The organism is Bradyrhizobium sp. SK17, from assembly GCF_002831585.1.
Classification (GTDB): Bacteria; Pseudomonadota; Alphaproteobacteria; order Rhizobiales; family Xanthobacteraceae; genus Bradyrhizobium.
Genome location: NZ_CP025113.1, coordinates 7,396,339 through 7,423,129, shown reverse-complemented (window position 1 = coordinate 7,423,129; position 26,791 = coordinate 7,396,339). Strand labels below are relative to the sequence as shown.

The 26,791-nt window shown below is 64.9% G+C and carries 16 protein-coding genes; 3 read left to right on the top strand and 13 right to left on the bottom strand.

Annotation, left to right across the window (positions count from 1 at the left end; genetic code table 11):
* Genes treZ through CWS35_RS34445 form a run of 5 tightly spaced genes read right to left on the bottom strand, consistent with a single transcriptional unit; the run spans position 1 to position 11,237 of the window.
* Positions 1-1,755, bottom strand: a complete 1,755-nt coding sequence (gene treZ / locus CWS35_RS34465) for a malto-oligosyltrehalose trehalohydrolase (RefSeq protein WP_100955595.1) — start codon at positions 1,753-1,755, stop codon at positions 1-3.
* Complete coding sequence (gene glgX, locus CWS35_RS34460) at positions 1,752-3,824, bottom strand: glycogen debranching protein GlgX (protein WP_024579877.1); 2,073 nt, start codon at positions 3,822-3,824, stop codon at positions 1,752-1,754. The genes treZ and glgX overlap by 4 nt, the downstream gene beginning before the upstream one ends.
* A 3-nt stretch (positions 3,825-3,827) precedes the next feature.
* Positions 3,828-5,975, bottom strand: a complete 2,148-nt coding sequence (gene glgB, locus CWS35_RS34455) for a 1,4-alpha-glucan branching protein GlgB (RefSeq protein WP_100955594.1) — start codon at positions 5,973-5,975, stop codon at positions 3,828-3,830.
* On the bottom strand, positions 5,972-9,277 hold the full coding sequence (gene treS / locus CWS35_RS34450; RefSeq protein WP_100955593.1) for a maltose alpha-D-glucosyltransferase: 3,306 nt from the start codon (positions 9,275-9,277) through the stop codon (positions 5,972-5,974). The genes glgB and treS overlap by 4 nt, the downstream gene beginning before the upstream one ends.
* Before the next feature lie 10 nt (positions 9,278-9,287).
* Positions 9,288-11,237, bottom strand: a complete 1,950-nt coding sequence (locus tag CWS35_RS34445; RefSeq protein WP_100955592.1) for an alpha-1,4-glucan--maltose-1-phosphate maltosyltransferase — start codon at positions 11,235-11,237, stop codon at positions 9,288-9,290.
* A 203-nt stretch (positions 11,238-11,440) separates the two neighbouring features.
* On the opposite strand from CWS35_RS34445, the gene malQ reads away from it, so the two are divergent.
* Positions 11,441-13,390: a 4-alpha-glucanotransferase gene (gene malQ / locus CWS35_RS34440; protein WP_100955591.1), complete on the top strand. Its 1,950-nt coding sequence runs from the start codon at positions 11,441-11,443 to the stop codon at positions 13,388-13,390.
* Between the two features lie 18 nt (positions 13,391-13,408).
* Positions 13,409-15,217 carry a glycoside hydrolase family 15 protein gene (locus tag CWS35_RS34435; protein ID WP_100955590.1) on the top strand — a complete coding sequence of 603 codons (1,809 nt, stop codon included), beginning with the start codon at positions 13,409-13,411 and terminating at the stop codon, positions 15,215-15,217.
* 206 nt (positions 15,218-15,423) lie between these two features.
* On the opposite strand, the gene CWS35_RS34430 is transcribed toward CWS35_RS34435, so the two are convergent.
* The 8 genes from CWS35_RS34430 to CWS35_RS34395 form a co-directional block, all read right to left on the bottom strand.
* Positions 15,424-16,242: an HAD family hydrolase gene (locus tag CWS35_RS34430; protein WP_100955589.1), complete on the bottom strand. Its 819-nt coding sequence runs from the start codon at positions 16,240-16,242 to the stop codon at positions 15,424-15,426.
* Entirely contained in the window at positions 16,239-16,727 is a 489-nt protein-coding gene (locus CWS35_RS34425) for a gluconokinase (RefSeq protein ID WP_100955588.1), read from the bottom strand. Before CWS35_RS34425 ends, CWS35_RS34430 begins: the two co-directional genes overlap by 4 nt.
* Before the next feature lie 72 nt (positions 16,728-16,799).
* A complete protein-coding gene (pgl, locus tag CWS35_RS34420; protein WP_024579885.1) occupies positions 16,800-17,552 on the bottom strand; it encodes a 6-phosphogluconolactonase in 753 nt (250 codons plus the stop codon).
* Between the two features lies 1 nt (position 17,553).
* The gene (gene zwf / locus CWS35_RS34415; RefSeq protein WP_024579886.1) at positions 17,554-19,047 is read right to left on the bottom strand and encodes a glucose-6-phosphate dehydrogenase; all 1,494 of its coding nucleotides are present in this window, start codon (positions 19,045-19,047) and stop codon (positions 17,554-17,556) included.
* A gap of 38 nt (positions 19,048-19,085) precedes the next feature.
* A complete protein-coding gene (gene gnd / locus CWS35_RS34410; protein ID WP_100955587.1) occupies positions 19,086-20,069 on the bottom strand; it encodes a phosphogluconate dehydrogenase (NAD(+)-dependent, decarboxylating) in 984 nt (327 codons plus the stop codon).
* Between the two features lie 11 nt (positions 20,070-20,080).
* The gene (locus CWS35_RS34405) at positions 20,081-22,927 is read right to left on the bottom strand and encodes a bifunctional transaldolase/phosoglucose isomerase (RefSeq protein WP_100955586.1); all 2,847 of its coding nucleotides are present in this window, start codon (positions 22,925-22,927) and stop codon (positions 20,081-20,083) included.
* Between the two features lie 219 nt (positions 22,928-23,146).
* Positions 23,147-23,593 (bottom strand): DsrE family protein, encoded by a 447-nt coding sequence (locus CWS35_RS34400; protein ID WP_024579889.1) that lies wholly within the window; start codon positions 23,591-23,593, stop codon positions 23,147-23,149.
* A 40-nt stretch (positions 23,594-23,633) separates the two neighbouring features.
* The gene (locus CWS35_RS34395; RefSeq protein ID WP_168226417.1) at positions 23,634-24,251 is read right to left on the bottom strand and encodes a hypothetical protein; all 618 of its coding nucleotides are present in this window, start codon (positions 24,249-24,251) and stop codon (positions 23,634-23,636) included.
* Positions 24,252-24,771: 520 nt separating this feature from the next.
* On the opposite strand from CWS35_RS34395, the gene CWS35_RS34390 reads away from it, so the two are divergent.
* On the top strand, positions 24,772-26,715 hold the full coding sequence (locus tag CWS35_RS34390; RefSeq protein WP_024579891.1) for a PrkA family serine protein kinase: 1,944 nt from the start codon (positions 24,772-24,774) through the stop codon (positions 26,713-26,715).
* Positions 26,716-26,791 lie beyond the last annotated feature (76 nt).

The following is a 26,791-nucleotide window of genomic DNA, read 5'->3' as shown; positions in this document are numbered from 1 at the left end:
CTATCCGATGTGCCAGCGCACCGCCCAGCCAGGGAGGTCGCTCGACAACGCGCCGCCCCAGATCGCGGTTCCCTTCGGCTCGGGAACGTGGCCGATGGCCTGATCCGATAGGTTGACCGTTAGCCATAGCGTGCTGCGGTCTCCCATCTGCCAATGCGCGGTCAGCAGATTGGCCGTCACATGGGCCTCGCCGAAACGCACCTTGGCCAATCGCGGCAGGATCTCGCGGTGGCGCACCGCGAGCAGTTCGCGCACCAGCGCAACCCGGTCGCGGCCGGGAGTGCGCTCAAGCGCCGTCCAATCGAGCACCGCCGATTGCATGGTCTTCTCGGCGAGCGGGTCCGGAACATCGTCGCCATACTTGGCATAAGCCCAGGCGAATTCCTTGCGCCGCCCGGCGCGCACCGCGTTGGCGAGATCGCCGGTGAAATCGCAGAAGAACGGGAACGGCGTCGTCGCGCCCCATTCCTCGCCCATGAACAGCATCGGCGTGGTCGGCGCGAGCAGTGTCACCGCCAGCGCCGCCTCGATCGCTTGCGGCTTCGCGATGCTGTCGAGACGCTCGCCGAGCGGACGGTTGCCGATCTGGTCGTGGTTCTGCAGGAAATTGATGAAGCAGGTCGGCGACAGCATGCCGCTCGGCTCGCCGCGGGCCTTGCCGCCCCAGAAGCCCGAGACCTCGCCCTGATAGATGTAGCCGGAGGACAGTGCTCGAACCAGGTCCTGCTTCGGCGACTGCTGATAGTCGGCGTAATAGCCCTGGGCCTCGCCGGTCAGGATCACGTGCCAGGCGTGGTGGTAGTCGTCATTCCACTGGCCGCGGAACTTGCCACGCGGCGGATCCTCCGCGTCATCCAGCAGGCTCGCGATGTTGTCGCCGTTTTCGAGCACGAGGTTGATCTGCCGACCGGTCTCGGCTGCGAGATGGCCGGCCGCCTTGCTGAAATCGTGCAGCACGGAGACCTCGCCGGCTTCGACGATGGTGTTGACCGCGTCGAACCGCAGCCCGTCGAAGCGATAGTCGCGCAGCCAGCTCACGACACTCTCGATCGCGAAGGCGCGGACCTCGGGCACGCGATAGTCGATCGCGCTGCCCCATGGCGTGTGTGCATCGCTGAAGAAATTCGGCGCGTAGCGGCCGAGGTAATTCCCCTCGGGTCCGAAATGGTTATAGACCACGTCGAGCATCACCATCAGCCCGCGCAGATGCGCCTCGTCGATCAAGGTCTTCAGATCTTCGGGGCGGCCATAGGCGCTGTCGGGCGCGTACCACAGCACGCCGTCATAGCCCCAGTTACGCTTGCCGGCGAAATCCGCCAGCGGCATCAGTTCGAGCGCGGTGATGCCGATCGCCACCAGATGATCGAGCTTGTCGATCATGGCGCGATGGGTGCCCTCTCGCGTGAAGGTGCCGACATGGGCTTCGAGAATCACGGCTTCGTGCCAGGGTCGTCCGCGCCACTCGGTCGCGCGCCATTTGAAAGCGGTGTGGTCGATCACCTCGCTCGCCCCGAACACATCGTCCGGCTGGAATGCGGAGGCGGGATCTGGCACGTCGACCTCGTCGTCGATGCGGAATTTGTAGCGGGTACCGGCGCGCGCGCCCGCGATCTCGGCAACGTACCAGCCGGCGACGTCGCGCGTCAGGGCGTGCGGCTTGTCGAGCAGCAGGTCGACGCGCTTGGCTGCCGGCGCCCATAGCCGGAAGCGCGCGCCATCGGGCGTCAGCTCGGGTCCGAAATGCTGGGCGCTCATGCGGAGCCTGCGAAGGCCAGCACCGAGCGCGGCGGTGCCGTCATGTCTGCGCCGGATGCGAACTGCTCGGCGGTCTGCTCCGCCTGGGTCGTGTTCAAGACCTGCTGCCAGCTGCTGTACTCCGCCATTCTCGGCATCCTGAACACGATCTCCTGCGGTGCGGCGTTCAGCACGATAAAGATCGGCGCCTGGCCTTGTTCCATCGGCCCCAGCACATAGGCCAGGAACCGGCTTTCCGGGAATTTCCAGTCGGATTCCTTCATCTCCTCCGCTGCCGGCGTTAGCCACAGCACGCCATAGCTGCCGTCGGCGCGGCGGCCGTCGAGCCAGCTCTGGCAGCGGATCTGGCCGAAGCGCTGGCGCAGCGCGGTGAGATGGCCGATGAAATCGATATCGTCGTCGTCCGTGCCGAGGTTCTCCCAGCCCACCCAGCCGGTCTCATTGTCCTGGCAATAGGCGTTGTTGTTGCCGCCTTGGGTGTTGGCGACCTCATCGCCGGCGAGGATCAGCGGCGTGCCCTGCGCCAGCAACAGGCAGGCCAGCGCATTCTTCCGCAACTGCCGGCGCAGCGCGATGATCGCGGGATCATCGGTCGGTCCTTCATGGCCGCAATTGTTGCTGTGATTGTCGTTGGAGCCGTCGCGATTGTCCTCGCCATTGGCCTCGTTGTGCTTCTCGTTGTAGCTGAACAGGTCAGCCAGCGTGAAGCCGTCATGCACCGTGATGTGGTTGATGCTGGCGCGGGTCGCGCGGTTGTCGTGGTGAAACAGGTCGGAGGACGCAGTCATACGGCCTGAGATGTCGCCGATCAGGCTGCCTTCGCCGCTCCAGTAGCGCCGCATCGCACTGCGATAGCGGTCGTTCCACTCCGACCATTGCGACGGGAAGGCGCCGACCTGGTAGCCGCCGAGACCGAGATCCCACGGCTCGGCGACCATCTTCACGGTCGCCAGCACCGGATCCTGGCGGATCGCGGTGAGGAAGGGGTGGTTGCGATCAAAGCCGTTCGGCCCGCGTGCCAGCGTGGTGGCGAGGTCGAAGCGGAAGCCATCGACGTGGCAGACCTCGACCCAGTAGCGCAGCGAATCCATCACCATTTGCAGCACGCGCGGATGGGTGAGGTTGACCGAGCTGCCGCAGCCGGTGAAGTCGTCATAGAAGCGCGGGTTCTCGCGGTTCAGCCAGTAATAGGAGGCGTTGTCGATGCCGCGGAAGCACAGCGTCGGGCCCATATGGTTGCCCTCGGCGGTGTGGTTGTAGACCACGTCGAGCAGCACCTCGATGCCGGCGTCGTGCAGCCGTGCGACTGTCGTACGAAACGAGTCCAGCGCATTGTCCTGGGCGTAGCGCGCCTCGGGCGCGAAGAACGCGATGGTGTTGTAGCCCCAGTAGTTCGCGAGCTTCTTCTCGACCAGCACGCGGTCGTCGATCAGGCCGTGGATCGGCAACAGCTCGATGGTCGTGACGCCGAGCCGCTTCAGGTGGTCGATCATCGCCGGGGACGACAGCCCGCCATAGGTGCCGCGGAGGTTCGGCGGCACGTCCTCGCGCTTCTGGGTCAGGCCCTTGACGTGGGCCTCGTAGATGATGGTGTCTGCCCAGGGGATCTGCGGCCGGATTTCGCGGCGCCCCCAGTTGAAGCTCTCGTCGACCACCACAGCCTTCGGCATGCCGCGGGCATTGTCGCGGCGGTCGAAGGAGAGATCCTCGCGCGCGCTGCCGGTGCGGTAGGCGAAATGCGCGTCGCTCCACACCAGCCGGCCGGCGAGCCGCTTGGCATAGGGATCGAGCAACAGCTTGTTGGCGTTGAAGCGGTGGCCACGCTCCGGCGCATAGGGTCCGTAGACGCGATAGCCGTAGAGCTGCCCCGGCGAGACGTCGTTGAGATAGCAGTGCCAGACGTCCTCGGTGCGCTCCGGCATCTCGATCCGCTCGAGCTCGCGGCGACCCTGGCCGTCGAACAGGCACAGCTCCACCTTCTCGGCATTCGCCGAGAACAGCGCAAAATTGGTGCCTCTGCCGTCCCAGCTTGCACCGAGCCGTGCGGACGTTCCCCCAGTCAGACGCATGAGCTAGCTTTCCGGTACGAGGAAGATCGCAGCCAGCGGCGGAATGGTCAGGTCCAGCTCCGGCGTGGCGCCCTCGGACGTGCGAACCTCGCCGATATTGCCGACATTGGTGCCGCCGTAATGCGCGGAATCCGAGTTGAGCACCTCGTGCCATTTGCCCGCGAGCGGCACCCGGACACGATAGTTGCGATGGACGTTGGGCGAGAAGTTCACGACCACGAGGCAGCGCGCGCGTTCGGCATTGCCCTTGCGGATCCAGGCGAACACATTGTTGTTCGCGTCGTCGCTGATGACCCATTCGAAGCCGGCCTGGTCGCAGTCGAGCTCATGCAGCGCCGGCACTGCGCGATAGAGCCGGTTGAGGTCGCGGATCAGGTTCTGGATGCCCTTGTGCTTGGGCTGGTCCAGCAAGTGCCAGTCGATCGAATAGTCGTGGTTCCACTCGCGTTCCTGGCCGAATTCGCAGCCCATGAACATCAGCTTCTTGCCGGGATGGCCGAACATGAAGCTGTAATAGGCGCGCAGGTTGGCGAAGCGCTGCCAGTCGTCGCCGGGCATGCGGCCGAGGATCGAGCGCTTGCCGTGCACCACCTCGTCGTGGGACAGCGGCAGGATGAAGTTCTCCGAGAAGGCATAGTGCAGGCCGAACAGGATATCGCCGTGATGATGTTTGCGGTGGATCGGATCCTTGCCGATGTATTTCAGCGTGTCGTGCATCCAGCCCATGTTCCACTTGTAGCCGAAGCCGAGCCCGCCATATTCGACCGGGCGCGACACCTGCGGCCAGGCGGTGGACTCCTCGGCTGCCGTGGTCGCCTGCGGGAAATGCGCGAACAGCTCGGTGTTGAAGCGGCGCAGGAAATCGATCGCCTCGATGTTCTCCCGGCCGCCATATTTGTTCGGAATCCAACCGCCAGCGGGGCGGCTGTAATCGAGATAGAGCATCGAGGCGACGGCATCGACGCGCAGCCCGTCGATGCCGTAGCGGTCGAGCCAGAACAGCGCGTTCGACACCAGGAAGTTGGTCACCTCGGTGCGCCCGTAATTGTAGATCAGCGTGCCCCAGTCGAGGTGACGGCCTTGCAGCGGGTTGGCGTGCTCGTAGAGCGCGGTGCCGTCGAAATGGCCGAGGCCGTGCGGATCGTCGGGGAAATGTCCGGGGACCCAGTCGAGCAGCACGGCGAGGCCCGCGGCATGGCAGGCGTCGATCAGCGCTGCGAAATCGTCCGGCGAGCCGAACCGGCTGGTCGGCGCGAACATGCCGGTCGGCTGGTAGCCCCAGGAGCCGTCGAACGGATGCTCGGATATGGGCAGGAATTCGACATGGGTGAAGCCGAGGTCGCTGGCATAGGCGGGAAGCTGTTCCGCCATCTCGCGATAGGTCAGCCATTCGTTGCGGCCCTTGCGCCGCCAGGAGCCGAGATGGACCTCGTAGATCGACATCGGCGAGCTCAGCGCGTTGACGCGATCCGGCGCGGGACGCGGGTGCGGGATCTTGCGCTCGTCGATCACGATCGAGGCGGTCTTCGGACGTACCTCGGCGGCGAACGCCAGCGGATCGGATTTCAGCGGCAAATGCTGGCCGTTGCGGCCGACGATCTCGAACTTGTAGTGATCGCCGACGCGTGCCCGCGGGATGAACAGCTCCCAATAGCCGGGGCCGCGGACGCGCATCGGATGCCGCCTGCCGTCCCAGAAATTGAAGTCGCCGACCACGCTGACCCGGCGCGCATTCGGCGCCAGCACCACGAAGCCGATGCCGTCGACGCCGTCGAGCGTCATCGGGTGCGCGCCGAGCGTGTCGTAGACGCGCTGATGCGTGCCCTCGCCGAGCAGATAGAGATCGAAATCGCTCAGGATCGGCGGGAAACGGTAGGCGTCCTCCAGCTCGACGACCTTGTTACCGAAGCGGGCGCGGAGTTGGTAGCGCGTCGAGCCGTTCGGCAAGGGACCCGCGAACAGGCCGGCATCGTGGATCCGCGCCAGCTCCACCGTCCCGCCATGCTCGCCGATCGCCTCGACATTGCTGGCGTCAGGCAGGAAGGCGCGCACCACGTTGCGATCCCCCTCGGGATGCAGCCCGAGATAGTGGAACGGGTCGGAATGGCGGCCCTCGATGATGGCATAGGCCTCGGCGGGCAGTTTGGTCATGCACCCTCATGCGGCTGTTGCGCCAGGATCCTCAGCAGGCCGGTAAGCGGCACCCGCAGCCAATCCGGCCGGTTGGCCAGCTCATACTCGATCTCGTAGAAGGCTTTCTCAAGCAGGAAAAAGTTGAGCAAACGATCGGCCGCCTTGGGCTCAGAGGGCCACAGCCGCTGGCCGGCCATGGTCTCGCGATAGGCTGCCAGGAAGGCGTCCGCGGCCCGGTCGCGCCATTCGGCCAGGGCGAGGCTCAACCTGCCGCTGTCGTCGGGAGCGACCCTGAGCGCCCGTTCCAGCGCGGCGGTCGCCGCATAGTCGATCGAGCGGATCAGGCCGGCGACGTCGCGGGCCGGCGGTGCCTTGCGGCGGCGCTCCGCGATGGTGCGGCCCGGTCCGCCGTCGAAATCGATGATGAAGACGTCGTCCTTGACCACCAGCAGCTGGCCGAGATGCAGGTCGCCGTGATGGCGGATGTTGAGGCCATCGGTCTCGCGCGGCAGCAACGCCTTGAGCCGCTCCGGCAGCATGTCGTGCCGGGCCTGCAATTGATCGGCGAGCAGCCGGTCGGGCTCCCTCAGGGAGCTGCGCCGCTGCTTCAGGGTATCGAACACGCGCTCGGCGCGCGCCATGATCTCGTCGGCCCAGCGTTGCAGGTCCTCCGGCTTGGTCGGCTCTGGCGCGAAGTCCGGCAGATCGCGGTTGCTGGCAAGTGCCAGATGCAATTCCGCGAGGCGCTTTCCGCTATGCGACAAATGGCGCAGATAGGTTGCCTGGTCGCCGTTCTCCGCCGGATGTTCGCTCACCGCGAGCAGGCGTTGCCGTTCGACCAGGCGGTCGAGGTGAGCGGCAGCGACCGTCCAGAGATCGCCCTGGTTGACGATCATCGTATGCAGCACCGCGATCGCACTGCGCTTGTCGCCCTCGACCAATTCGGACGTGCCAAGCAGAGCAGGGGTATTCGGGAAGCCGACCACCTCGGTGAGGAAGCGGCCCATCTCGATCTCCGGATTGATGCCGACCTCGAGCTTGCGGTAGATCTTGGTGACATATTCGTTGTCGACCAACGCCGTCGAATGCGGCTGATCGTTCTCGAACACACGAATACGCTCGGGCTGCCGCACCGGCCGATCGGAGAAGCGGCTGGTCGGACGGAATTCGAGCTTCAGGCCCTGTTCGCCTTCGTCGACCGTCAGGTTTTCCCGCAGATTCCGCAGGAACAGGCCGGTGAAGATCTGGTCGGTCGCGACATCGAGCAGCGTGCCTTCGCGTGCGCCCTGGCGCACCGCGGCGAAGGCGCGCGGGTTGTAGCGCTCGCGATCGAAGCGCACCCATTCGATCTGCATCGGCAGCACGTAACGGCTGGTGGTGCTACGCTCGGTGGTCTCGAAGAAGATCAGCCATGGCCGGTTGTCGCCGATGTCGCAGAACGGGATCGCGGACACCAGTTTCGGTTGGATCGCCTTGACGGAATGCTCGGGGTACCAGCGTGAGCGTGCGAGATGGCCGGGCAGCACTTCGTGCTCGAACACGCCGCGCTCCCGCGCCAGCGACGTCCAGGTCGAATTCAGCGGCACCACCAGGGTCTCGAACTCCGGCACTGCGCGCGGCTTCACCGGCTCGGACTTGTCACGCTCCTGCAACTCGAACCAGTAGAAGCCGTAGGGCGCGAGCGTGATCATGTAGGGCAGTTCGCCGATCGCCGGGAAGCGCGTGCGCCCCAGCAGTTCCAGCGGTACGCGGTCCTTGAAGGCGGAGAGGTCGAGCTCGGTCGCCTGCGCCGAGCGCGACAGGTTGGCGACGCACAGGATCACCTTGTCCTGGTACTGCCTGACATAGGCGAGCACCGAGCGGTTCTCCGGGCGGATGAAGGTCATGGTGCCGCGGCCGAAGGCGAGCGTCGACTTGCGCACCGCGATCAGCCGCTTGGTCGCCGACAGCAGCGACGACAGGCTGCGCGACTGCGCCTCGACATTGACCGATTCGTAGCCGTAGACCGGGTCCATGATCATCGGCGCGTACAGCCGCGCCGGGTCGGCGCGCGAGAAGCCGCCATTGCGGTCCGGCGACCACTGCATCGGGGTCCGCACGCCGTTGCGGTCGCCGAGATAGATGTTGTCGCCCATGCCGATCTCGTCGCCGTAATAGATGATCGGCGTGCCGGGAAACGACAGCAGCAGCGAGTTCATCAGCTCGATCTTGCGGCGGTCGTTGTCCATCAGCGGCGCAAGACGGCGGCGGATGCCGACATTGATGCGGGCGCGCGGGTCGTTGGCATAAGTCGACCACAGATAGTCGCGTTCGACGTCGGTGACCATTTCCAGGGTCAGCTCGTCGTGATTGCGCAGGAACAGCGCCCATTGGCACGCCGCCGGGATATCGGGCGTCTGCCTCAGGATGTCGGTGATCGGAAAGCGGTCTTCCTGGGCGATCGCCATGTAGATGCGCGGCATCAGCGGGAAGTGATAGGCCATGTGGCATTCGTCGCCATGGCCGAAATACTCCTGCACGTCCTCCGGCCATTGATTGGCCTCGGCCAGCAGGATCTTGCCCTTGGCATAGGCGTCGAGTTCCTGGCGCAGCCGCTTGATGATGGCATGCGTCTCCGGCAGATTCTCGTTGTTGGTGCCGTCGCGCTCGCACAGATAGGGGATGGCGTCGAGCCGGAAGCCGTCGACGCCGGTGTCGAGCCAACGCTTCATCACCTGCACGATGGCCCGCACCACGCGGGGATTGTCGAAATTGAGGTCCGGCTGGTGCGAGAAGAAGCGGTGCCAGTAGAACTGGCCGGCTTCCGGATCCCAGGTCCAGTTCGACTTTTCGGTATCGGTGAAGATGATCCGCGTATCGAGGTATTTCTGGTCGGTGTCGCTCCAGACGTACCAGCTGCGCGCGCTCGAATTCGGCGGGCTGCGGCGCGCGCGCTTGAACCACGGATGCTGGTCCGAGGTGTGGTTGACGACGAGTTCGGTGATGACGCGCAGGCCGCGCTTCTTGGCCTCCTGGATGAAGCGCTTGAAGTCCTTCATCGTGCCGAAATCGGGATTGATGTCGCCATAATCGCCGATGTCGTAGCCATCGTCGCGGCCGGGCGACGGATAGAACGGCAACAGCCACAGCGCGGTGACGCCGAGCTCCTGTAGATAGCCGAGCTTCTCCGTCAGCCCGGCGAAGTCGCCGATGCCGTCATTGTTGCTGTCGGCAAACGCCTTGACGTGCAGCTGGTAGATGATCGCGTCCTTGTACCAGAGCTGATCCGCGGTCTCGGTCGCGATCTTCACCTCGGTATTGACGGAGGAGAAAACGTTCATGACGGCTCCTTCAGGCGACACAGCGCAACAGCAACGCGGGATCGCGCGCAGGATTGAGACGCAGGCGGATGCCTCCCCATTCGAGCGCGTGGCGCTCGCCGGTGATGAGGTCTTCAACGGCCGTGACGGGGCGGCGGGCATCGCCGCGGCCGACCATGACGTCGCCGAGCGGAAGCCAGACCTCACGCAACTCGCCCGATAATGCAATCGCGGCCGCGATCACATTGCTCTGATCGGTCGCCTCCTTGACGAAACCGATCACCCCGCCGTCATCGACATTGATAAAGCGCAGATCGGCGAATTGTTGCAGGGCCGGATTGCCGCGCCTGATCCGGTTGAGGGCCGCGACATAGGGCTTGATGTTCCCGCCTTCATCCCAGTCGCGAACCCTGATCTCGTACTTCTCGGAGTTGAGATATTCCTCGCGGCCGGGCACCGGCATATGCTCGAGCAATTCGAAGCCGCTATAGATGCCGTAATTGCTCGACAGCGTCGCGGCCAGCGCGAGGCGCGATTTGAACATCCAGGACTCGCCGCTTTGCAGGTGGAAGGGCAGGATGTCCGGGGTGTTGACGAAGAAATTCGGCCGAAAGAAGTCACGCTCGGGATAGGCGATCAACTCGCCGAGATACTGTTCGAGCTCGGCGCGCTGCGTGCGCCAGGTGAAGTAGCTATAGGATTGCGTGAAGCCGAGCTTGGCGAGGCCCTTCATCAGTTTCGGCCGCGCGAAGGCTTCCGACAGGAACAGCACCTCCGCATCGCGGTCCTGCACCTCGCGAATCAGCCATTCCCAGAATGCCAGTGGCTTGGTGTGCGGATTGTCGACCCGGAAGATCTTGACGCCCTGTTCGAGCCAGAACAGCACGACGTCGCGCAGCGCGCGCCACAGCGCAGCCGCATCCTCGGATCCGAAATCCGGATTGACGACGTCATCCCAGCGTTGCGGCGGGTGCTCGGCCGCACGCATCGAGCCGTCCGGGCGGCGCTTGAACCACTGCGGATGTGTACGAAGCCAGGGGTGATCGAGGGAAAACTGCACTGCGAAATCGAGCGCGACCTCGAGGCCATGCGCCTGGCATGACGCGACGAAGGCGCGGAAGTCGTCGAGCGTGCCGAGCTCCGGATGCACCGCGTCATGACCACCGTCGGCCGCGCCGATCGCATACGGACTGCCGGGATCGCCTGGCTGCGCCATCGCGGCATTGTTGCGGCCCTTGCGATGCTGCCGCCCGATCGGGTGGATCGGTGCCAGCAGCACGACATCGAAGCCCATCGCGGCGATGTCGGGAAGCCGCGCGATGCAATCATTGAAGGTCGCGTGCACGCCTGAGGTCTTGCCCTGGCTGCGCGGAAACATCTGGTACCACGCGCCGCTGCGTGCCCGCGGGCGATCGGCGGTCAGCGGATAGGGTGGGGAGCGCATCAGGTCTCGGCGAAACTGGCTGCCGGCCATCGCCTCGCGCAGTTCCGGCGCGAGCAGCGCGCCCGCCTCGCCGGTTTGCAGAAAGACCTCGCACTGCCTGATGATCACGGCGGCCGCGGCCGGCCCACCGGCCTGCGCCTGGGTCAGCAGGCCGGCACCCTCGATCGCGTCCAGCGTGCGGTCGCTGCCATCGTGCGGCTTCTGCTCGAAGCGACGTTGCCAGCTAGCGAACTCATCGGTCCATGCCTCGATCGCAAAGGTATAGCGGCCGGGCCGGTCGGGCACGAAGGTGCCGCCCCAGCGGTCGTCGCGGTGCTGTGTCATCGGCGTCTGCTGCCACTCGCCGTCGCCTTCGCGCCGCCACACCAATGCCGCCGATATCACGTCATGTCCGTCGCGGTAGATGTCGGCCCACACCTCGACGGATTCGCCCGCGATGCGCTTGACGGGAAAACGGCCGCCATCGACCGACGGGTAGACATCGGTGATATGAAAAGTGCCGTGGGCACCCTCGACAGGCCGGACGGTTTTGTTCACGGTGATGCCGCCATTGAAAGTGCAAATGACGTCCCGGCGCCGGGAAGGAGGCGCGCCAGACCCATATAGAAAGCCGCTCGCCGGGCAATGGTTCCCGGCGGGAACGCTAGACAGGGTAGAGCGTTGAACATCAACTATCCCTTTCCCCCATCTATACAATTTAGCAACGATCCGAATACCGTTGCGAGCAAGTAGCGTGCCGAATGGACCTTTACGCCAAAGCCCAGACCATGGGAATTCAGACCGAATATATCGATGGCAGCGGTCACCGCCGTGTGACAACCCCCGAGGCGCTCACGGCGATCCTCGACGCGCTTCCGCCACATGCGCCGCGCCGGATCATCGTCGATCCGGTGGTCATTCGCGGCGGTCGCGCCGAGCCGACCCGGCTGTCGGAGGAGGCCGCGCTTCCGGTGCAATGGAAGCTCATGAACGCCACCACCGTGCTTGCGCAAGGCGAGGCGCGCGAGCGGAGTGTGACGTGGCCGTCCGGTCTGCCCGAGGGCGTGCACCGGTTGCAGCTATCGGACGCATCGGGCGCCCGCGAGGAGCTGCCGTTGCTGGTGGCGCCGGAAGGCGCGTTCGGCGGCACCTTCGACCGCTGCTGGGTGATCGCGGTCCAGCTCTACGGCGTGCGATCGGCGCGCAACTGGGGGATCGGCGACTTCACCGATCTGGAGGGACTGCTCGGGTTCGCCCGTCAGCTCGGTGCCGACGGCATCGGGCTCAATCCGCTGCATGCGCTGTTCGACGATCGGCCGGGCGATTGCAGCCCATATTCGCCGAACAGCCGGCTGTTCCTCAATGCACTCTATGTCGACGTCGAGAAGATTCCGGAGTATCGCGCCGACGCGGCGACGCAAGCCGGGCTGGCGCAGCTTCGTAGCCACGACATGGTCGACTATGTCGGCGTCGCGGCGCTGAAATGGCCGGCGCTGCGCGCGGCCTTCGCGGCGTTCAAGGCCAATCCCGGCCTCGGCCGCTGGCAGGATTTCGAGGCCTATCGCAAGGAGCAGGGCGTGCTGCTGTCGCGCTTCGCCTGCTTCGAGGTGATGCGGCACAAATTCGGTACGCCGTGGTGGGAATGGCCGGACGAATGGCGCCTGCCCAATGATACGGCGTGCGCGAAATTGCGCCGGGCGCGCGACACCGCCGCCGAGGTCGAATTCGTCGAATTCGTGCAATGGACCGCGGACCGCCAGCTCGGCGCCTGCCAGGCCCTCGCGCACAAGCTCGGCATGCGGGTTGGGCTCTATCTCGACGTTGCCGTCGGCGTGCAGTCCGACGGTTTCGACGCCTGGAACGAGCAGATCGCGATCTCGCGCCATCTCGGGGTCGGCGCACCGCCCGATCCGCTCAACACCGCGGGGCAGGACTGGGGACTTGCCGGCTTCAATGCCGCAGGGCTCGAACAGCGCTCGTTCGAGCCGTTCAGGCAGATGCTGCGCGCCTCGATGCACCACGCCGGCGCGATCCGGCTCGACCATGCGTTCGGGCTGAAGCGGCTCTATCTGGTGCCGCGCGGCTTCGGCCCGGCCAACGGCGCCTATGTGCTGATGCCGTTCGAGGCGCTGCTGGCGGCGACCGCGCAGGAGAGCGTGGCGAGCCGTTGCGTCGTGATCGGCGAGGATCTCGGCACCGTGCCTCCGGGATTCCGCGAGCAGATGAACGGCTGGGGCATTTGGTCCTATCTCGTGATGATGTTCGAGACCGACGACCGCGGCGTGTTCCGCAACGTCGACTATTACCTGCCCGATGCGCTGGTCACCTTCAACACCCACGACCTCTCGACCTATGCCGGCTGGCGTTCGTTCAGCGACCTCAAGACCAAGCGCGCGCTCGGCATCGACCCCGGCGAGACCGACCAGGGGCGCTGGGATGCGCTCGGTCATCTCGACGACGTGTTGCGCCGGAACGACATCCACCACAACGACTTCTATTCGGTGGTGAGCTTCATGGCACGGACGCGCTCGCGGATGATGGCGGTTTCGATGGAGGATCTGCTCGGCATCGTCGAGCAGCCGAACATCCCCGGCACCGTCTACGAGCATCCGAACTGGAAGCGGCGGCTTCCGGTCTCGCTCGAGCAGCTGGCGTCGGCGATCGACGTCGACGCGCTCAAGCGTGCAACGCGCGAACGCTCGCACGCCTGACAACGTGGAGCGCAACAGGTGGCGTCTCGTATCGAAGACTATGGACTGATCGGGGATTGCGAGACCGCGGCGCTGGTCGGCCGCGACGGCTCGATCGACTGGCTGTGCTGGCCCGCATTCGAGTCCGATGCGTGTTTCGCGGCGCTGCTTGGCACGTCGAAGAACGGCCGCTGGCTGCTGGCGCCCGCCGGGGAGATCAAGCGGACCTCGCGCCGCTACTGGGACGATACGCTGATCCTGGAGACCCGGTTCGAGACCGGGGACGGCGTGGTCGCGCTGATCGACTTCATGCCGCCGCGCGGCAACGCCTCCGACGTGGTCCGCCTGGTTCGCGGCATCAGCGGCCGGGTCAAGATGCATATGGAGCTGGTGATCCGCTTCGGCTTCGGCGCCGATGTCCCCTGGGTGAAGAAGAGCCCGGACGGCAAGGGGCTGCTGGCGATCAGCGGGCAGGACATGACGGTGCTGCGCACTCCGATCGAGACCCGCGGCCAGGATCTCTCCACGATCGCCGATTTCGAGATCGCCGAGGGCGACACCGTGCCGTTCGTCCTGACCTATGGGGCGTCCTTTCAGCCGGTGCCGGAGCCGATCGATCCGGTGGCTGCGCTCAGGGATACCGAGGACTACTGGAAAGAATGGTGCAGCCGTTCGACCTATGACGGCGGCGATCAGCGCGCGCTCGTGATGCGCTCGCTGATCACGCTGAAGGCGCTGACCTTCCGGCCGACCGGTGGCATCGTCGCGGCCCCGACCACCTCGCTGCCGGAGAAACTCGGTGGCGCGCGCAACTGGGACTACCGGTTCTGCTGGCTGCGCGACGCCACGTTCACGCTGCTGGCACTGATGAATTCGGGCTATACCGAGGAGGCGGCGGCCTGGCACAATTGGCTGCTGCGGGCCGCGGCCGGCGCGCCGGCCAGCATGCAGATCATGTACGGCATCCTCGGCCAGCGCCGCCTGCTGGAATGGGAGGCAGGATGGCTGCCCGGCTATGAGGGAGCGCAGCCGGTCCGCGTCGGCAACGCCGCACATGCGCAGCTTCAGCTCGACGTCTATGGCGAATTGATCGACGCCTTCCATCAATCGCGCATGGCCAGGTTGAAGCTCGACGAAGAGAACTGGTCGCTGGAATGCACCGTCGTCAATCACCTCGCCGAGGTTTGGGACCAGCCGGATCAGGGCATCTGGGAGCGCCGCGACGCCGCGCGGCACTATGTCTATTCCAAGGTGATGTGCTGGGTTGCCTTCGATCGCGCCATCAAGAGCGCCGAGCGGTTCGGCTTCAAGGCGCCGCTGGTCAAATGGCGGGTGCTGCGCGAGGCGATCCATCGTGACGTTTGCCAGCGCGGCTTCGATCCTGATCTCAACAGCTTCGTCGAGAGCTACGGCTCAAGGCTGCTCGACGCCAGCCTGCTGCTGCTGCCGTCGGTCGGCTTCCTGCCGCCGGACGATCCGCGCATCCGCGGCACGATCGAGGCGATCGAGCGGCACATGTTGCGCGACGGCTTCGTGCTGCGGCACGATCCGCGCGAGGTGTCCGACGAGGTCCAGCCGATCGAGGGCGCGTTCCTCGCGTGCAGCCTCTGGCTCGCCGACGCTCATGTGCTGGCGGGGGACATCGGCAAGGCGCAAACCATGTTCGAACGTGTGGTGGCGGTAGCCAACGATCTCGGGCTGCTGGCGGAGGAGTTCGACTCCGGCGCCGGCCGGCAGACCGGCAACTTCCCGCAGGCGCTGACCCACATCGCGCTGATCAACACCGCGCATAATCTCAGCGTCGCCAGGGCGCATGCCGAGAAGCCCGCGGTGCAGCGGTCGACCTGACGGTGATCTAAGGCGGAATGAGTTTGAGTTGAGTCGGCCTGGCGCGCTCTTGGCTCACCTCTCCCTGACAGAGGGAAATCCGGGTGAGGGATCTTGCCCTCTCGATAGGCCTTCACCCCTCACCCGATTTGCTGCGCAAATCGACCTCTCCCAAGGGAGAGGTGAACCTCCGACGCCGTTCCAGCTCAACCCAATCTCATCAGGCTTTAGCGGCCCGTAGCCAGCACGGTGTCCATCGCGCGCGCGAAGCCGTCGCGCTCGTTGGTTTCGGTGACGTGCGTGGCACGGGCCTTCACGTCATCGCTGGCATTGCCCATCGCAAACGAGACGCCGCTTCGTGCGAACATCGGCAGATCGTTCTGCATGTCGCCGATCGTGGCGACGTTCTCGAGCGACACGCCAAGACGCTTCGCAATGCCTTCGACGAAGGTGCCCTTGTCGTGGCCGGGCGGGGTGACGTCGAGATAATAGGTCTGCGAGCGGACCGCGGTCGCATCCTTGCCGACCATCTGCTGCATCTCCGCTTCGCAGCGCTGGAGCAGTGGCGCATCCGAGCTCGCGCCGACGATCTTGCAGGCCTGGTCGAGATAGGGCGTGAAATCGTCGACGATGGTCGGATCATGCTTGATGGTGTGCGCTTCGTGGGCAGTGTACTCGCCGTCCGGGTTGCGCGTCAGCCAGCGCTCGTTGGTGAACAGCCAGATGTCGACGCCGCGCTCGCGCAGCAGGTCGACGCAGCGCCTGGCGATCGCCGCCGGGATCAAATGCTGCTCAAGCGGCTTCAATTCTGGATCGACGATCGACGAGCCGTTGAAGGCGCCGATCGGAAGCGCGATCGCGAGTGGCGCGACCAGAAAGCCCATCCCGATCGTCGGCCGGCTGGATACGATGGTGAAACCGATACCGGCCTCGTGCAGCCGGCGCACCGCCGACCTGGCGCCGTCGGTCAAGGTCTTGTCCTTGGTGAGCAGCGTGCCGTCGACATCGGATACGACAAGGGCGATGCGGGTCGCGATACGGTTCATGGGCGGTCCAGCTTCAGTTGACTGACAATGTCTTCGATGATGGTCTCGACCGAACGGTCGATCGCAACCGTGATCGGGCGCTCGTCCGGGGTCGGCGGCTCCAGCGTCTTGAACTGGCTGGCGAGCAGCCCCGGCGGCATGAAATGGTCCTTGCGCGCGGCCAGCCGAGCGGCGATCAACTGCTGCGTGCCGTCGAGGAAGACGATGCGGATATCGTCGCGGCCATGCACGAGGATGTCGCGATAGCTGCGCTTCAGCGCGGAACAGGCGATGACGGCCCGTTCGTGCACGCCGCAGCTGCGGTCGATCTCGGCGGCGATTGCACGCAGCCAGGGCCAGCGATCCTCGTCGGTGAGCGGCTGGCCGGAGTGCATCTTCGCGACATTGCTTGGCGGGTGAAAGCTGTCGCCGTCCTCGTAGCGCCAGCCGATCCTGATCGCGAGGCGGTCGGCGATGGTGCTCTTGCCGGAGCCGGAAACGCCCATCACGACCAGCGCGCAAGGGTTTTGCGGCGCGCAAGGGTTTGGCCCGTCACCCAAGAATGTCACCAAGCGAAGTCATCCACGAAAACCCTCCGGCAGCGCCGCCCGATCGATCAGCCAGACGGTTTCGCCCAGCGATCGCGCGCGGTTTGCCGGCAGGTTCTCGCCTGCGAACAGGCGCGTCAAGATCGCGCGCTTGCTTTCGCCCGCAACCTCGAACAGCATCTCGCGGCAGGAGGCGAGGGCGGGCAGCGTCAGGGAGACGCGCGACACGAACGGCTCGACATTGGCCTTGGGCACCCCGACCACCCAGCGCCGGGTTTCCTCGACCGCGGGATAGCCGGGAAACAGCGACGCCACATGGCCGTCGGGGCCGATCCCCAACAGCACCAGATCGAACAACGGCCGCTGCGGATCGAGCTGCTCGGCGCCGTAGAACGCCATCAGCTCATTCTCATACAATGCCGCGCTGACGTCAGGGTCTTTCAGGTCGGCCGTGTCGGTTGCGATCGGGTGCACGTTGGCGGCCGGAGCGCAGCGGTCGAGGAAGGCCTGCCGCGCCATGCCCATATTGTGCAGCGCGTCCTTGCGCGGCACCAGGCGCTCATCGCCGATGAACCAGTCGATGCGGTTCCAGGGAATCCTCTGGCGGTAGTCCGGGGTCGCCAGGAGCTGGTAGAGCGCCTTGGGGCTGGAGCCGCCGGTGAGGCAGATCGCGATCCGGCCGGGGTTTTCGTCGATCCGTGCGATCACCCGCTCGGCGGCCGCCTTCGCCAGCGCCGCCGGATCGGCGACCGTGATGATCTTGCGCTCGCCGCCCGCGGTCATGTCAGCCGAGCTTTCGCCAGGTGCGGCCATCGCGCGTCAGCAGTGCGTTGGCGGCCTCCGGGCCTTCGCTGCCAGCCTTGTAAGGCTGCAAGCCGCGGCCGCCGGCATTCTTCCAGGCGTCGAGGAAGGGCTGCACCGCCTGCCAGCCGGCCTCGACGCTGTCGGCGCGCTGGAACAGCAGATTGTCGCCGATCATGCAGTCATAGATCAACGTCTCGTAGCCAGTCGACGGCTCCGCCTTGAAGTAGTCCTTGTAGCGGAACTTCATCTCGACGCCATCGATATTGATGGTCGGGCCCGGCACCTTGGTGTTGAACTGAAGCTCGATGCCTTCGGTCGGCTCGGTCGAGATGACGAGGTAGTTCTGCGACAGGCGGTCGACCGGCGTATCGCGGAACATCGCGAACGGCGCCTGCTTGAACTTGATCGCGATCTCGGTGCGCTTGGTTGCGAGCGCCTTGCCGGTGCGCAAATAGAACGGCACGCCGGCCCAGCGCCAATTGTCGATGGTCAATTTCAGCGCGGCATAGGTCTCGGTCGAGCTGTCCGGCTTCACGTCGGGTGTCTTGAGATAGTCTTCGATCTCGGTGTCGCCGATCCGGCCGGCGCGATACTGGCCGCGCACCGAGTTGGACAGCGCCTCCTGCTCGGTCTGGGTCTGGATCGCGCTCAGCACCTCGGCCTTCTCCGAGCGCACCGCCTGGGCGTCGAAGCGCGCCGGCGGCTCCATCGTCACCAGCGACAGCAACTGGAACAGATGGTTCGGCACCATGTCGCGCAGCGCGCCGGTGGCGTCGTAGAAGCTGCCGCGATGGCCGACGCCGAGCTTCTCGTCCACCGTGATCTGGATGTGGTCGATGTGGTTGCGATTCCAGATCGGCTCGAACATGCCGTTGGCGAAGCGCAGCACCAGGATGTTCTGGACGGTTTCCTTGCCGAGGTAATGATCGATCCGGTAGATCTGGTGCTCGTCCATTAATTTCAGCAGCGCTGAATTCAGCGCCCTGGCCGACGCCAGATCGGTGCCGAACGGCTTTTCGATGATCAGCCGCCGCCAGGCGCCGTTCTCCTCCAGCATGCCGGTGCGTCCGAGCTGCTCGCTGATCGGCAAGAAGGCGCTCGGCGGCGTGGCGAGATAGAACAGCCGGTTGCCGCCGGTGCCGCGTGCCTTCTCGATCTTGTCGAGCCGTTCGTTCATGGCGTCGAACGACGCAGGATCGCGCGGATCGGCCTCGATCGAGGTGACGCATTCGAACAGCCGCTTGGCGATCGCTTCGTCCACCGGGCGGGTAGCGAATTTGCGCAGCCCCTGCAGCAGGCTGTCGCTTAGCTGCTCGCTCGACATGCCCTTGCGGACAATGCCGACGACGCAGAACTTCTCCGGTAGCAGATTGCCGGCGGCGAGATTGTAGAGGGCCGGGACGACCAGCCGGTGGGTCAGATCGCCGGTGGCGCCGAAGATGATGAAAGAGCAGGGATCGGGTTTCTTCTGCACGTGACCTTCCGTGTTCGATTCAAGACGTCTTCGGCGACTCAAGGCTTCTTCGGCGGCTCCTTGTGGCCGCCGAAACCTGCGCGCATCGCCGAGAGGATTTTCTCCGCGAAGGTGTGATCCTTGCGCGAGCGGAAGCGCGTGTAGAGCGCGGCCGTCAGCACCTCGGCAGGCACCGCCTCGTCGACCGCGGCATTGACGGTCCAGCGGCCTTCGCCGGAATCCTCGACAAACCCTGAATAATTGTCGAGCGTGTGATTCTGCGCCAGCGCCGACGCCGTGAGGTCGAGCAGCCAGGACGGGATCACGCTGCCGCGCCGCCAGACTTCGGCGATGTCGGCGATGTCGAGATCGAAGCGATGATCCGGCGGCAGCGCCTCGATATTGGCGTTCTTCAGGATATCGAAGCCCTCGGCATAGGCCTGCATCAGGCCGTATTCGATGCCATTGTGGATCATCTTGACGAAATGCCCGGCGCCGACGGGGCCGGCGTGGATATAGCCCTGCTCGATGCGCGGGTCGCGGCCGTCGCGGTCCGGGGTGCGCGGGATGTCGCCGATGCCGGGTGCCAGCGTCTTGAAGATCGGATCGAGCCGGTCGACCACGCCCTTTTCGCCGCCGATCATCATGCAGTAGCCGCGCTCGATGCCCCAGATGCCGCCGCTGGTGCCGACATCGACATAATGCAGCCCGCGCTCGCGGAGCGCCTTGCCGCGGCGGACGTCGTCCTGCCAGAAGGTGTTGCCGCCGTCGATGATCACGTCGCCGGGCTGCATCAGCTTGGAGAGCGCATCGATGGTGGATTCGGTGATCTTGCCGGCGGGCAGCATCACCCAGGCGGTGCGCGGTGCTTCCAGCTTGAGGACGAAATCCTCCAGCGACGAGGCGCCGGTGGCATTGTCGGCGACCAGCGCCGCGACCGCCTTCGGATCCTTGTCATAGACCACGCTGGTATGGCCGTTGCTCATCAGGCGGCGGACGATATTGCCGCCCATCCGCCCGAGGCCGATCATGCCGAGTTGCATCTTGGCCTCCTTCAGTTCAAAGCCGCCGAGATCGCGGCATCGAGCGCCGCGAGTCCGGAGGTGAGGTCGCCCTTGAGGTGCACGCGCAGCGCCCGGCGGCCGCGCTCGGTGAGCACGTCGAAATCGCCGCGCGCCTGCGCCGCCTTGATCACGCCGAAGCTCGCCTTCTGGCCGGGTACCGCCAGATCCCTGGGATCGTCGGTCGTGACTTGCAGGAATACGCCGCTGTCCGGTCCGCCCTTGTAGGCCTGCCCGGTCGAATGCAGGAAGCGCGGGCCGAATTCGGCGCAGGTCGCAAGATGCCTGGCGTCGCGCACCTTCAGCCGCATCGCCTGCATGGCGTCGATGGTATCGCCGTCGCGCTCGATATAGGCGAGCAAAGCGACATAGTCGCCGCGCCCGGAGCGCGAAAGGTGCGCCTTGATCCATGAGTTGAGATCGCCATTGGCGCCGGCCTTGCGCAACTCCTCGGCGTTCTGCGCATCGGTGTAGAGATCAACCTCGGCCGCCGACACCACCGGCCGCTCGGCCGGCAGCGATCCGGTCTTCTCGAACGCCGCCGTCAGCTCGCGCGTCTTGATCTTGGCGGCCTCCACGTCGGGCTGGTTGAACGGGTTGATGCCGAGGATGGAGCCTGCGACTGCCGTTGCGATCTCGAAGCGGAAGAACTCCTGGCCGATATGGTCGATCGACTTCAGCACGATCCGCACCACCGGATGGCCGGCGGCCTCGAGCGCGGCGAGCTTCGCCTCATGCGCGGCATCGTTCTCGCGTTCGGTGCGCAGATCGATGAAGAAGCGGTCGTTGCCGTAGACCGCGGCATCGCCGATCGTCTCGCCCTCGATCGGGATCAGGCCCTTGCCGTCCTTGCCGGTCGATTCCGCGATCAGCTGCTCGGCCCAGGCGCCGAAATCGGCGACGTCGGGCGAGGCGAAGATCGTCACCTTGTCGCGGCCTTCGAGCCCGGCGATGCCCATCGCCAGTCCGAGCTGGACGCCGGGGTTTTCCTGCGGCGGCACGTCGGCGCCGCAGGAGCGCACCATCGAGAGCGTATGGCCAAGCAGGCTGCGGACGTCGATGCCCGCGGCAGCCGCCGGCACCAGGCCGAACGGCGACAGCACCGAATAGCGCCCGCCGATCGCGGGATCGCCGTAGAAGATGCGGGCAAAGCCCTGCTTGATCGCGACCTTCTGCAACGACGAGTCGGGATCGGTGACCGCGATGAAGCGATGGCCGGCCTTGTCCTTGCCGATCGCCTTCGCCACCCGGTCGAAGAAGTAGTCCTTCATCACGTTCGGCTCGGTGGTGCCGCCGGATTTGGAGGAGACGATGAACAGCGTCTTCGCGATGTCGACATATTCCTCCATCGCGCGGACTTGCGCCGGGTCGGTGGAGTCGAGCACGTGCAGCCGCGGGAAGCCGGATTTATGCGGGAAGGTTTGCGCCAGCACCTCCGGCCCGAGGCTCGAGCCGCCCATGCCGAGCACGACGGCGTCGGTGAAGTTCTGTCCCTTCACGCGCTGCGCGAAATCCTCGTAGTCGGCGACATTGGCGGTCTCGGCGCTGGTCAGCCAGCCCAGCCATTTGCTCTCGTCATCGCCGGTCCAGACCGACTTGTCCTTGTGCCAGAGCCTGCGGATCTTGGCGGAGGCGCGCCATTCCTCGGTGCTCTTCTCGACCGCCTTCTCGATGCTGGCGCCCAGCGCGAGCGTCTGGTGGTCGATGCCGCCACCGAGCGAGGTGGCGCGCTTGTGGGCCACCGCGCCGTACAGCTTGTCGGCGGCGTCAGCGAACAGCTTGACGCCGTCCTTGACCAGCTCCGCGGTGATCGCATCGAGCGAGATGCCGGACTTCTCCAGCTCCGCCAGCACGCGGCGGGCGTCGTCGACGTTCTCCTCGAGGCTGTCGCGGACCTTGCCGTGGTCGCGGAAGGCGTCGAGCGTGGCCGGCGGCACGGTGTTGACGGTGTCGGGGCCGATCAGCTCCTCGACATAGAGCACGTCGCTGTAATCCTTGTTCTTGGTGCCGGTCGACGCCCACAGCAGCCGCTGCGGCTTGGCACCTTTCGCCTTCAACTTGTCCCAACGGCTGCCGGAGAACAGCCGCTTGTAGTCCTGGTAGGCGAGTTTGGCGTTGGCGATCGCGACCTTGCCCTTCAGCGCGGCGAGACGCTCCTTCTCCGAGGGATCGTTGGCCCGCGCGATCTTCTCGTCGAGCTGCTTGTCGACGGCACTGTCGATGCGGCTGACGAAGAAGCTCGCCACGCTCGCGACATGGGAGGGATCGCCGCCCTTGGCGACGTATTTCTCCAGGCCCTTGAGATAGGCCTCGGCAACCTGGCGATACACCGCCTGGGAGAACAGCAGCGTGATGTTGATGCTGATGCCTTCGCCGATCAGGTATTCGATCGCCGGCAGGCCCTCGGGCGTTCCCGGTACCTTGACCATCAGGTTCTTGCGGTGGACGTCCTTCCACAGCCGCTCGGCCTCCGCGATCGTCCCCTTGGTGTCCATCGCGAGATAGGGCGACACTTCGAGGCTGACGAAGCCGTCGCCGCCATGGCTATGGTCGTAGACCGGGCGCAGCACGTCGGCGGCATGCTGGATGTCCACGACGGCAAGATGCTCGAACAGGTCGGCGACCGAGCGGTCGCCCTTCTTGAGGGCCTGGCCGATCGCCCCGTCATACTCGTCCGAAGAGCCGATCGCCTTCTCGAAGATCGAGGGGTTGGAGGTCACGCCCTTGACGCCATCGGTCTCGATCAGCCGCTTCAGGTCACCCTTGGCGACGAAGCCGCGGGCGAGGAAGTCCAGCCAGACGGCCTGGCGGTGATTTTCGAGTGCTTTGACGGGGTTCATGGGTGCCTGTTCTCGTTCGATCGAGGGTCGATTTTTGGGTTCCCGGGCAGCTTTCGGGGCCGGAAGGGGATTGTCAACATGGCTGGGGGCCCGGGCGGAGTATCGGTATTGCGAAGGGATAACGCCATTCACAACAGTTCGATCCCCTCGGACCGTCGGTCCGAGCAGACCCCGATCTCGGCACATTTTTATGACGCCGGCGCGGCCTGTCGCCGCGCGTCAGGGCCGCAAATAGAGGTATCCCTGGGATTGCAGCTCGGCGAGGCGGACCACGCCGCCCCGCTCGGCGGCCACGAAGCCGGGGAGCAGGTCGCCGAGCGTGATGTTCTGCGATTTCATGGTGTTGCCGCAGGCGGCAAGCTCGATCCCGTCCCTGGTGAACTGCCCGAGATGCGTTGCCAGTTCGGGATTGGCCCCGGTCGAATGAAACGCCTTCAGCGCCTGGCCATGCACCACCAGCGCGATCGTCACATTGCCCGGGCCGCCGACGCCGTTGAGGTGGTTCTGGATGTTGCCGACCACGAAGTTGACCTTGTCGAGGTCGTCGAGGTGATAGACCACCTTCAGCTTCTGCGGCGGTGCTTCGGTGGTGGCGTTCGCCCGTGACGCCGCGAAGGCGGCGCCGACCGCCGAGAGCGTGCCCCACAGGATGCTGCGTCGGTGCATGGTGTCCCTCGCGCAATTGTTGTTGATCGGGCGAAGCCTATCACTTGTGGCGGAGGGCAGCGAGTTCCTTGCGGTCGGTCACAAGTTCGGCGCATTCGCCGACGTCCGCGCGATCGACGCGAAAGGCCTTGTCGTCGGCGCCGGCGAGCAGCTCTTCTTCCGCATCGTCGTCGGGTTTGTTGCGATTCCACATCCTGATGCTGCTCAGGCGTGCGATCGCGGATTTATCGTCGTTCGACAACGCCACGCCGATACCGCCGCCCTCGCAATCCACGCCACATGCGAAGCGTATTTCGTGTCCGGATTCGGTTGCGATCGCGTGGTTGCAGTAGCCGCTGGAGTCGAAATTGCCGGCGCGGTGGCGGTAGGTGACGCCGAGGCGGAATGAGTAGTTGGTGGTCTTGTCCTCCGGTGCGTCCTCGGCCTCGACCAAAAGCTTCATCGCGCTCACCTTCTGCTTCGGGTGCTGCGCGAGATGATTTGCATCATATCGCCGCACGAAGCAGGCATAGGCTTTCGCACCTGGCGGGCCGGCGAACATCCTGTTGTCGAAGGCGGCTGCCTCGGCCTTGTCGACCGCTTCCTGCGCCTTGACGGCTGACGACGCGCCGGCACAGGCGGCTGCTGCAAGTGCGACAACAAGGAACGTGCGCTTCATGACCGCCTCGGGAATAGCCTGCGCTTCCAAAGTGTCATCTTTAGAGCGCGGCAATGGTGCCGCGCGGAACTGCGCGGGCTTGTTGCCTTAGTCGCGGCGACAAGGAGGCACGTTCAACGGCTCCTGACTGATTGTTCATCCGAATCCGTGACGCGCACATCTTGACGCCAAGGCTGGACAGCCACACGTTTTCAGGGAAGCCAACGTTCATTTTCGGACGGGGAAGTTGCCCCGCTCGGATGTCCACTTTGGAGGGATGTTTGGAGGCTCGGGCCCCGGTAAACCACGGATGTGGCGGAGGGGCTACAACCGTCAAAAACAGGCCACCAACAGTGGATATTGATGAACCATTAAGCTTCCTGCCTGTTGATAAGGCAGAGGCTGCACGCGCCGTGCATTGCCGAAGTGAGTCGGTCGAGTGTCCAATGGACCCAGCGTGCCGACGCTGATTCGATCCTAGGACGCTCTGGTTACGACTCGTGTCAGTCGTGCGGCGATACATATCGTGGAGATAGGGATCATGTACAACGATTCTTTGTTCAACGCCTTCGCAAGGTCGTTTGAAGCGCGAAGCCAGACCGACATGTCGATGGCCGAGTATCTGGAGTCGTGTCGAAGTGATCCGATGCGATATGCCAACGCGGCCGAGCGGTTATTAGCGGCGATCGGTGAGCCCCAGATGATCGACACGGCCAAGGACCCTCGCCTTGGCCGTATCTTTTTGAACCGTACGATACGGTCGTATCCGGCCTTCGCCGGCTTCCACGGCATGGAAGACACGATCGAGCGGATCGTCGGCTTCTTCCGTCACGCCGCGCAGGGCCTCGAGGAGCGCAAGCAGATCCTCTATCTGCTCGGACCGGTCGGTGGCGGCAAATCGTCGCTCGCCGAGCGCATCAAGGCGCTGATGGAAGTTCATCCGATCTACGTGCTGAAGGCGGGCGACGAACTGTCGCCGGTGTTCGAGAGCCCGCTCGGGCTGTTCGATCCAGAGCAGCTCGGGCCGATGATCGAGGAGAAGTACGGCATTCCGCGCCGCCGCCTGAGCGGGCTGATGTCGCCCTGGGCCTACAAGCGGCTCGAAGCCTTCGGCGGTGACATCTCGCAATTCCGCGTCGCGCGCCTCCAGCCCTCGCGGCTGCGTCAGATCGCGGTTGCCAAGACCGAGCCCGGCGACGAGAACAATCAGGATATCTCCTCGCTGGTCGGCAAGGTCGACATCCGCAAGCTCGAGACCTACGCTCAGAACGATCCCGACGCCTACAGTTATTCCGGCGGCCTCAACCGCGCCAACCAGGGCGTGCTCGAGTTCGTCGAGATGTTCAAGGCGCCGATCAAGATGCTGCATCCGCTGCTGACGGCGACGCAGGAAGGCAACTACATCGGCACCGAGAACATCGGCGCGATCCCGTTCACCGGCATCATCCTCGCGCACTCCAACGAGGCCGAGTGGCAGAGCTTCAAGACCAACAAGAACAACGAGGCCTTCATCGACCGCATCTGCGTCATCAAGGTCCCGTACTGCCTGCGGGTCACCGAGGAGCAGAAGATCTACGACAAGCTGATCGAGAGCTCCGAGCTCGCCGCCGCGCCATGCGCACCGGCGACGCTGGAGACGCTGGCCCGCTTCTCGGTGATGTCGCGGCTGCGCAAGCACGAGAACTCGACGCTGTTCGCCAAGATGCGGGTCTATGACGGCGAGAGCCTGAAAGAATCCGATCCGAAGGCGCGCAGCGTGCAGGAATACAAGGACGCGGCCGGCGTCGACGAAGGCATGGACGGCGTCTCGACCCGCTTTGCCTTCAAGGTGCTGGCCTCGACCTTCAACCACGACACCACGGAAGTCGGCGCCGACGCGGTGCATCTGATGTATGTGCTGGAGCAGGCGATCCGGCGCGAGCAGCTGCCTGACGAGACCGAGAAGCGCTATCTCGAATTCATCAAGGCCGATCTCGCGCCGCGCTATGCCGAGTTCATCGGCAACGAGATCCAGAAGGCCTATCTGGAATCCTATGCCGACTACGGCCAGAATCTGTTCGACCGTTATGTCGACTACGCCGACGCCTGGATCGAGGACCAGGACTTCAAGGATCCCGACACCGGCCAGCTGATGAACCGCGAGCTTCTGAATCAGGAGCTGACCAAGATCGAGAAGCCGGCCGGCATCGCCAACCCGAAGGACTTCCGCAACGAGGTCGTCAAGTTCTCGCTGCGCTCGCGGGCGCATAACGGCGGCAAGAACCCGAGCTGGACCTCCTACGAAAAGGTCCGTGACGTGATCGAGAAGCGGATATTCTCGCAGGTCGAGGATCTGCTTCCGGTCATCTCGTTCGGCTCCAAGAAGGACGGCGAGACCGAGAAGAAGCACGGCGAGTTCGTCGAGCGCATGGTGGAGCGCGGCTATACCGAGCGCCAGGTCCGCCGGCTCGTCGAGTGGTACATGCGGGTGAAGCAGGCCGGCTAGAGCATGATCGATCCGGAAAGCCGGCAACGGCTTTCCGTCCCTCCAAGAAGAATGCGATGCGACTGTCATGATCGCA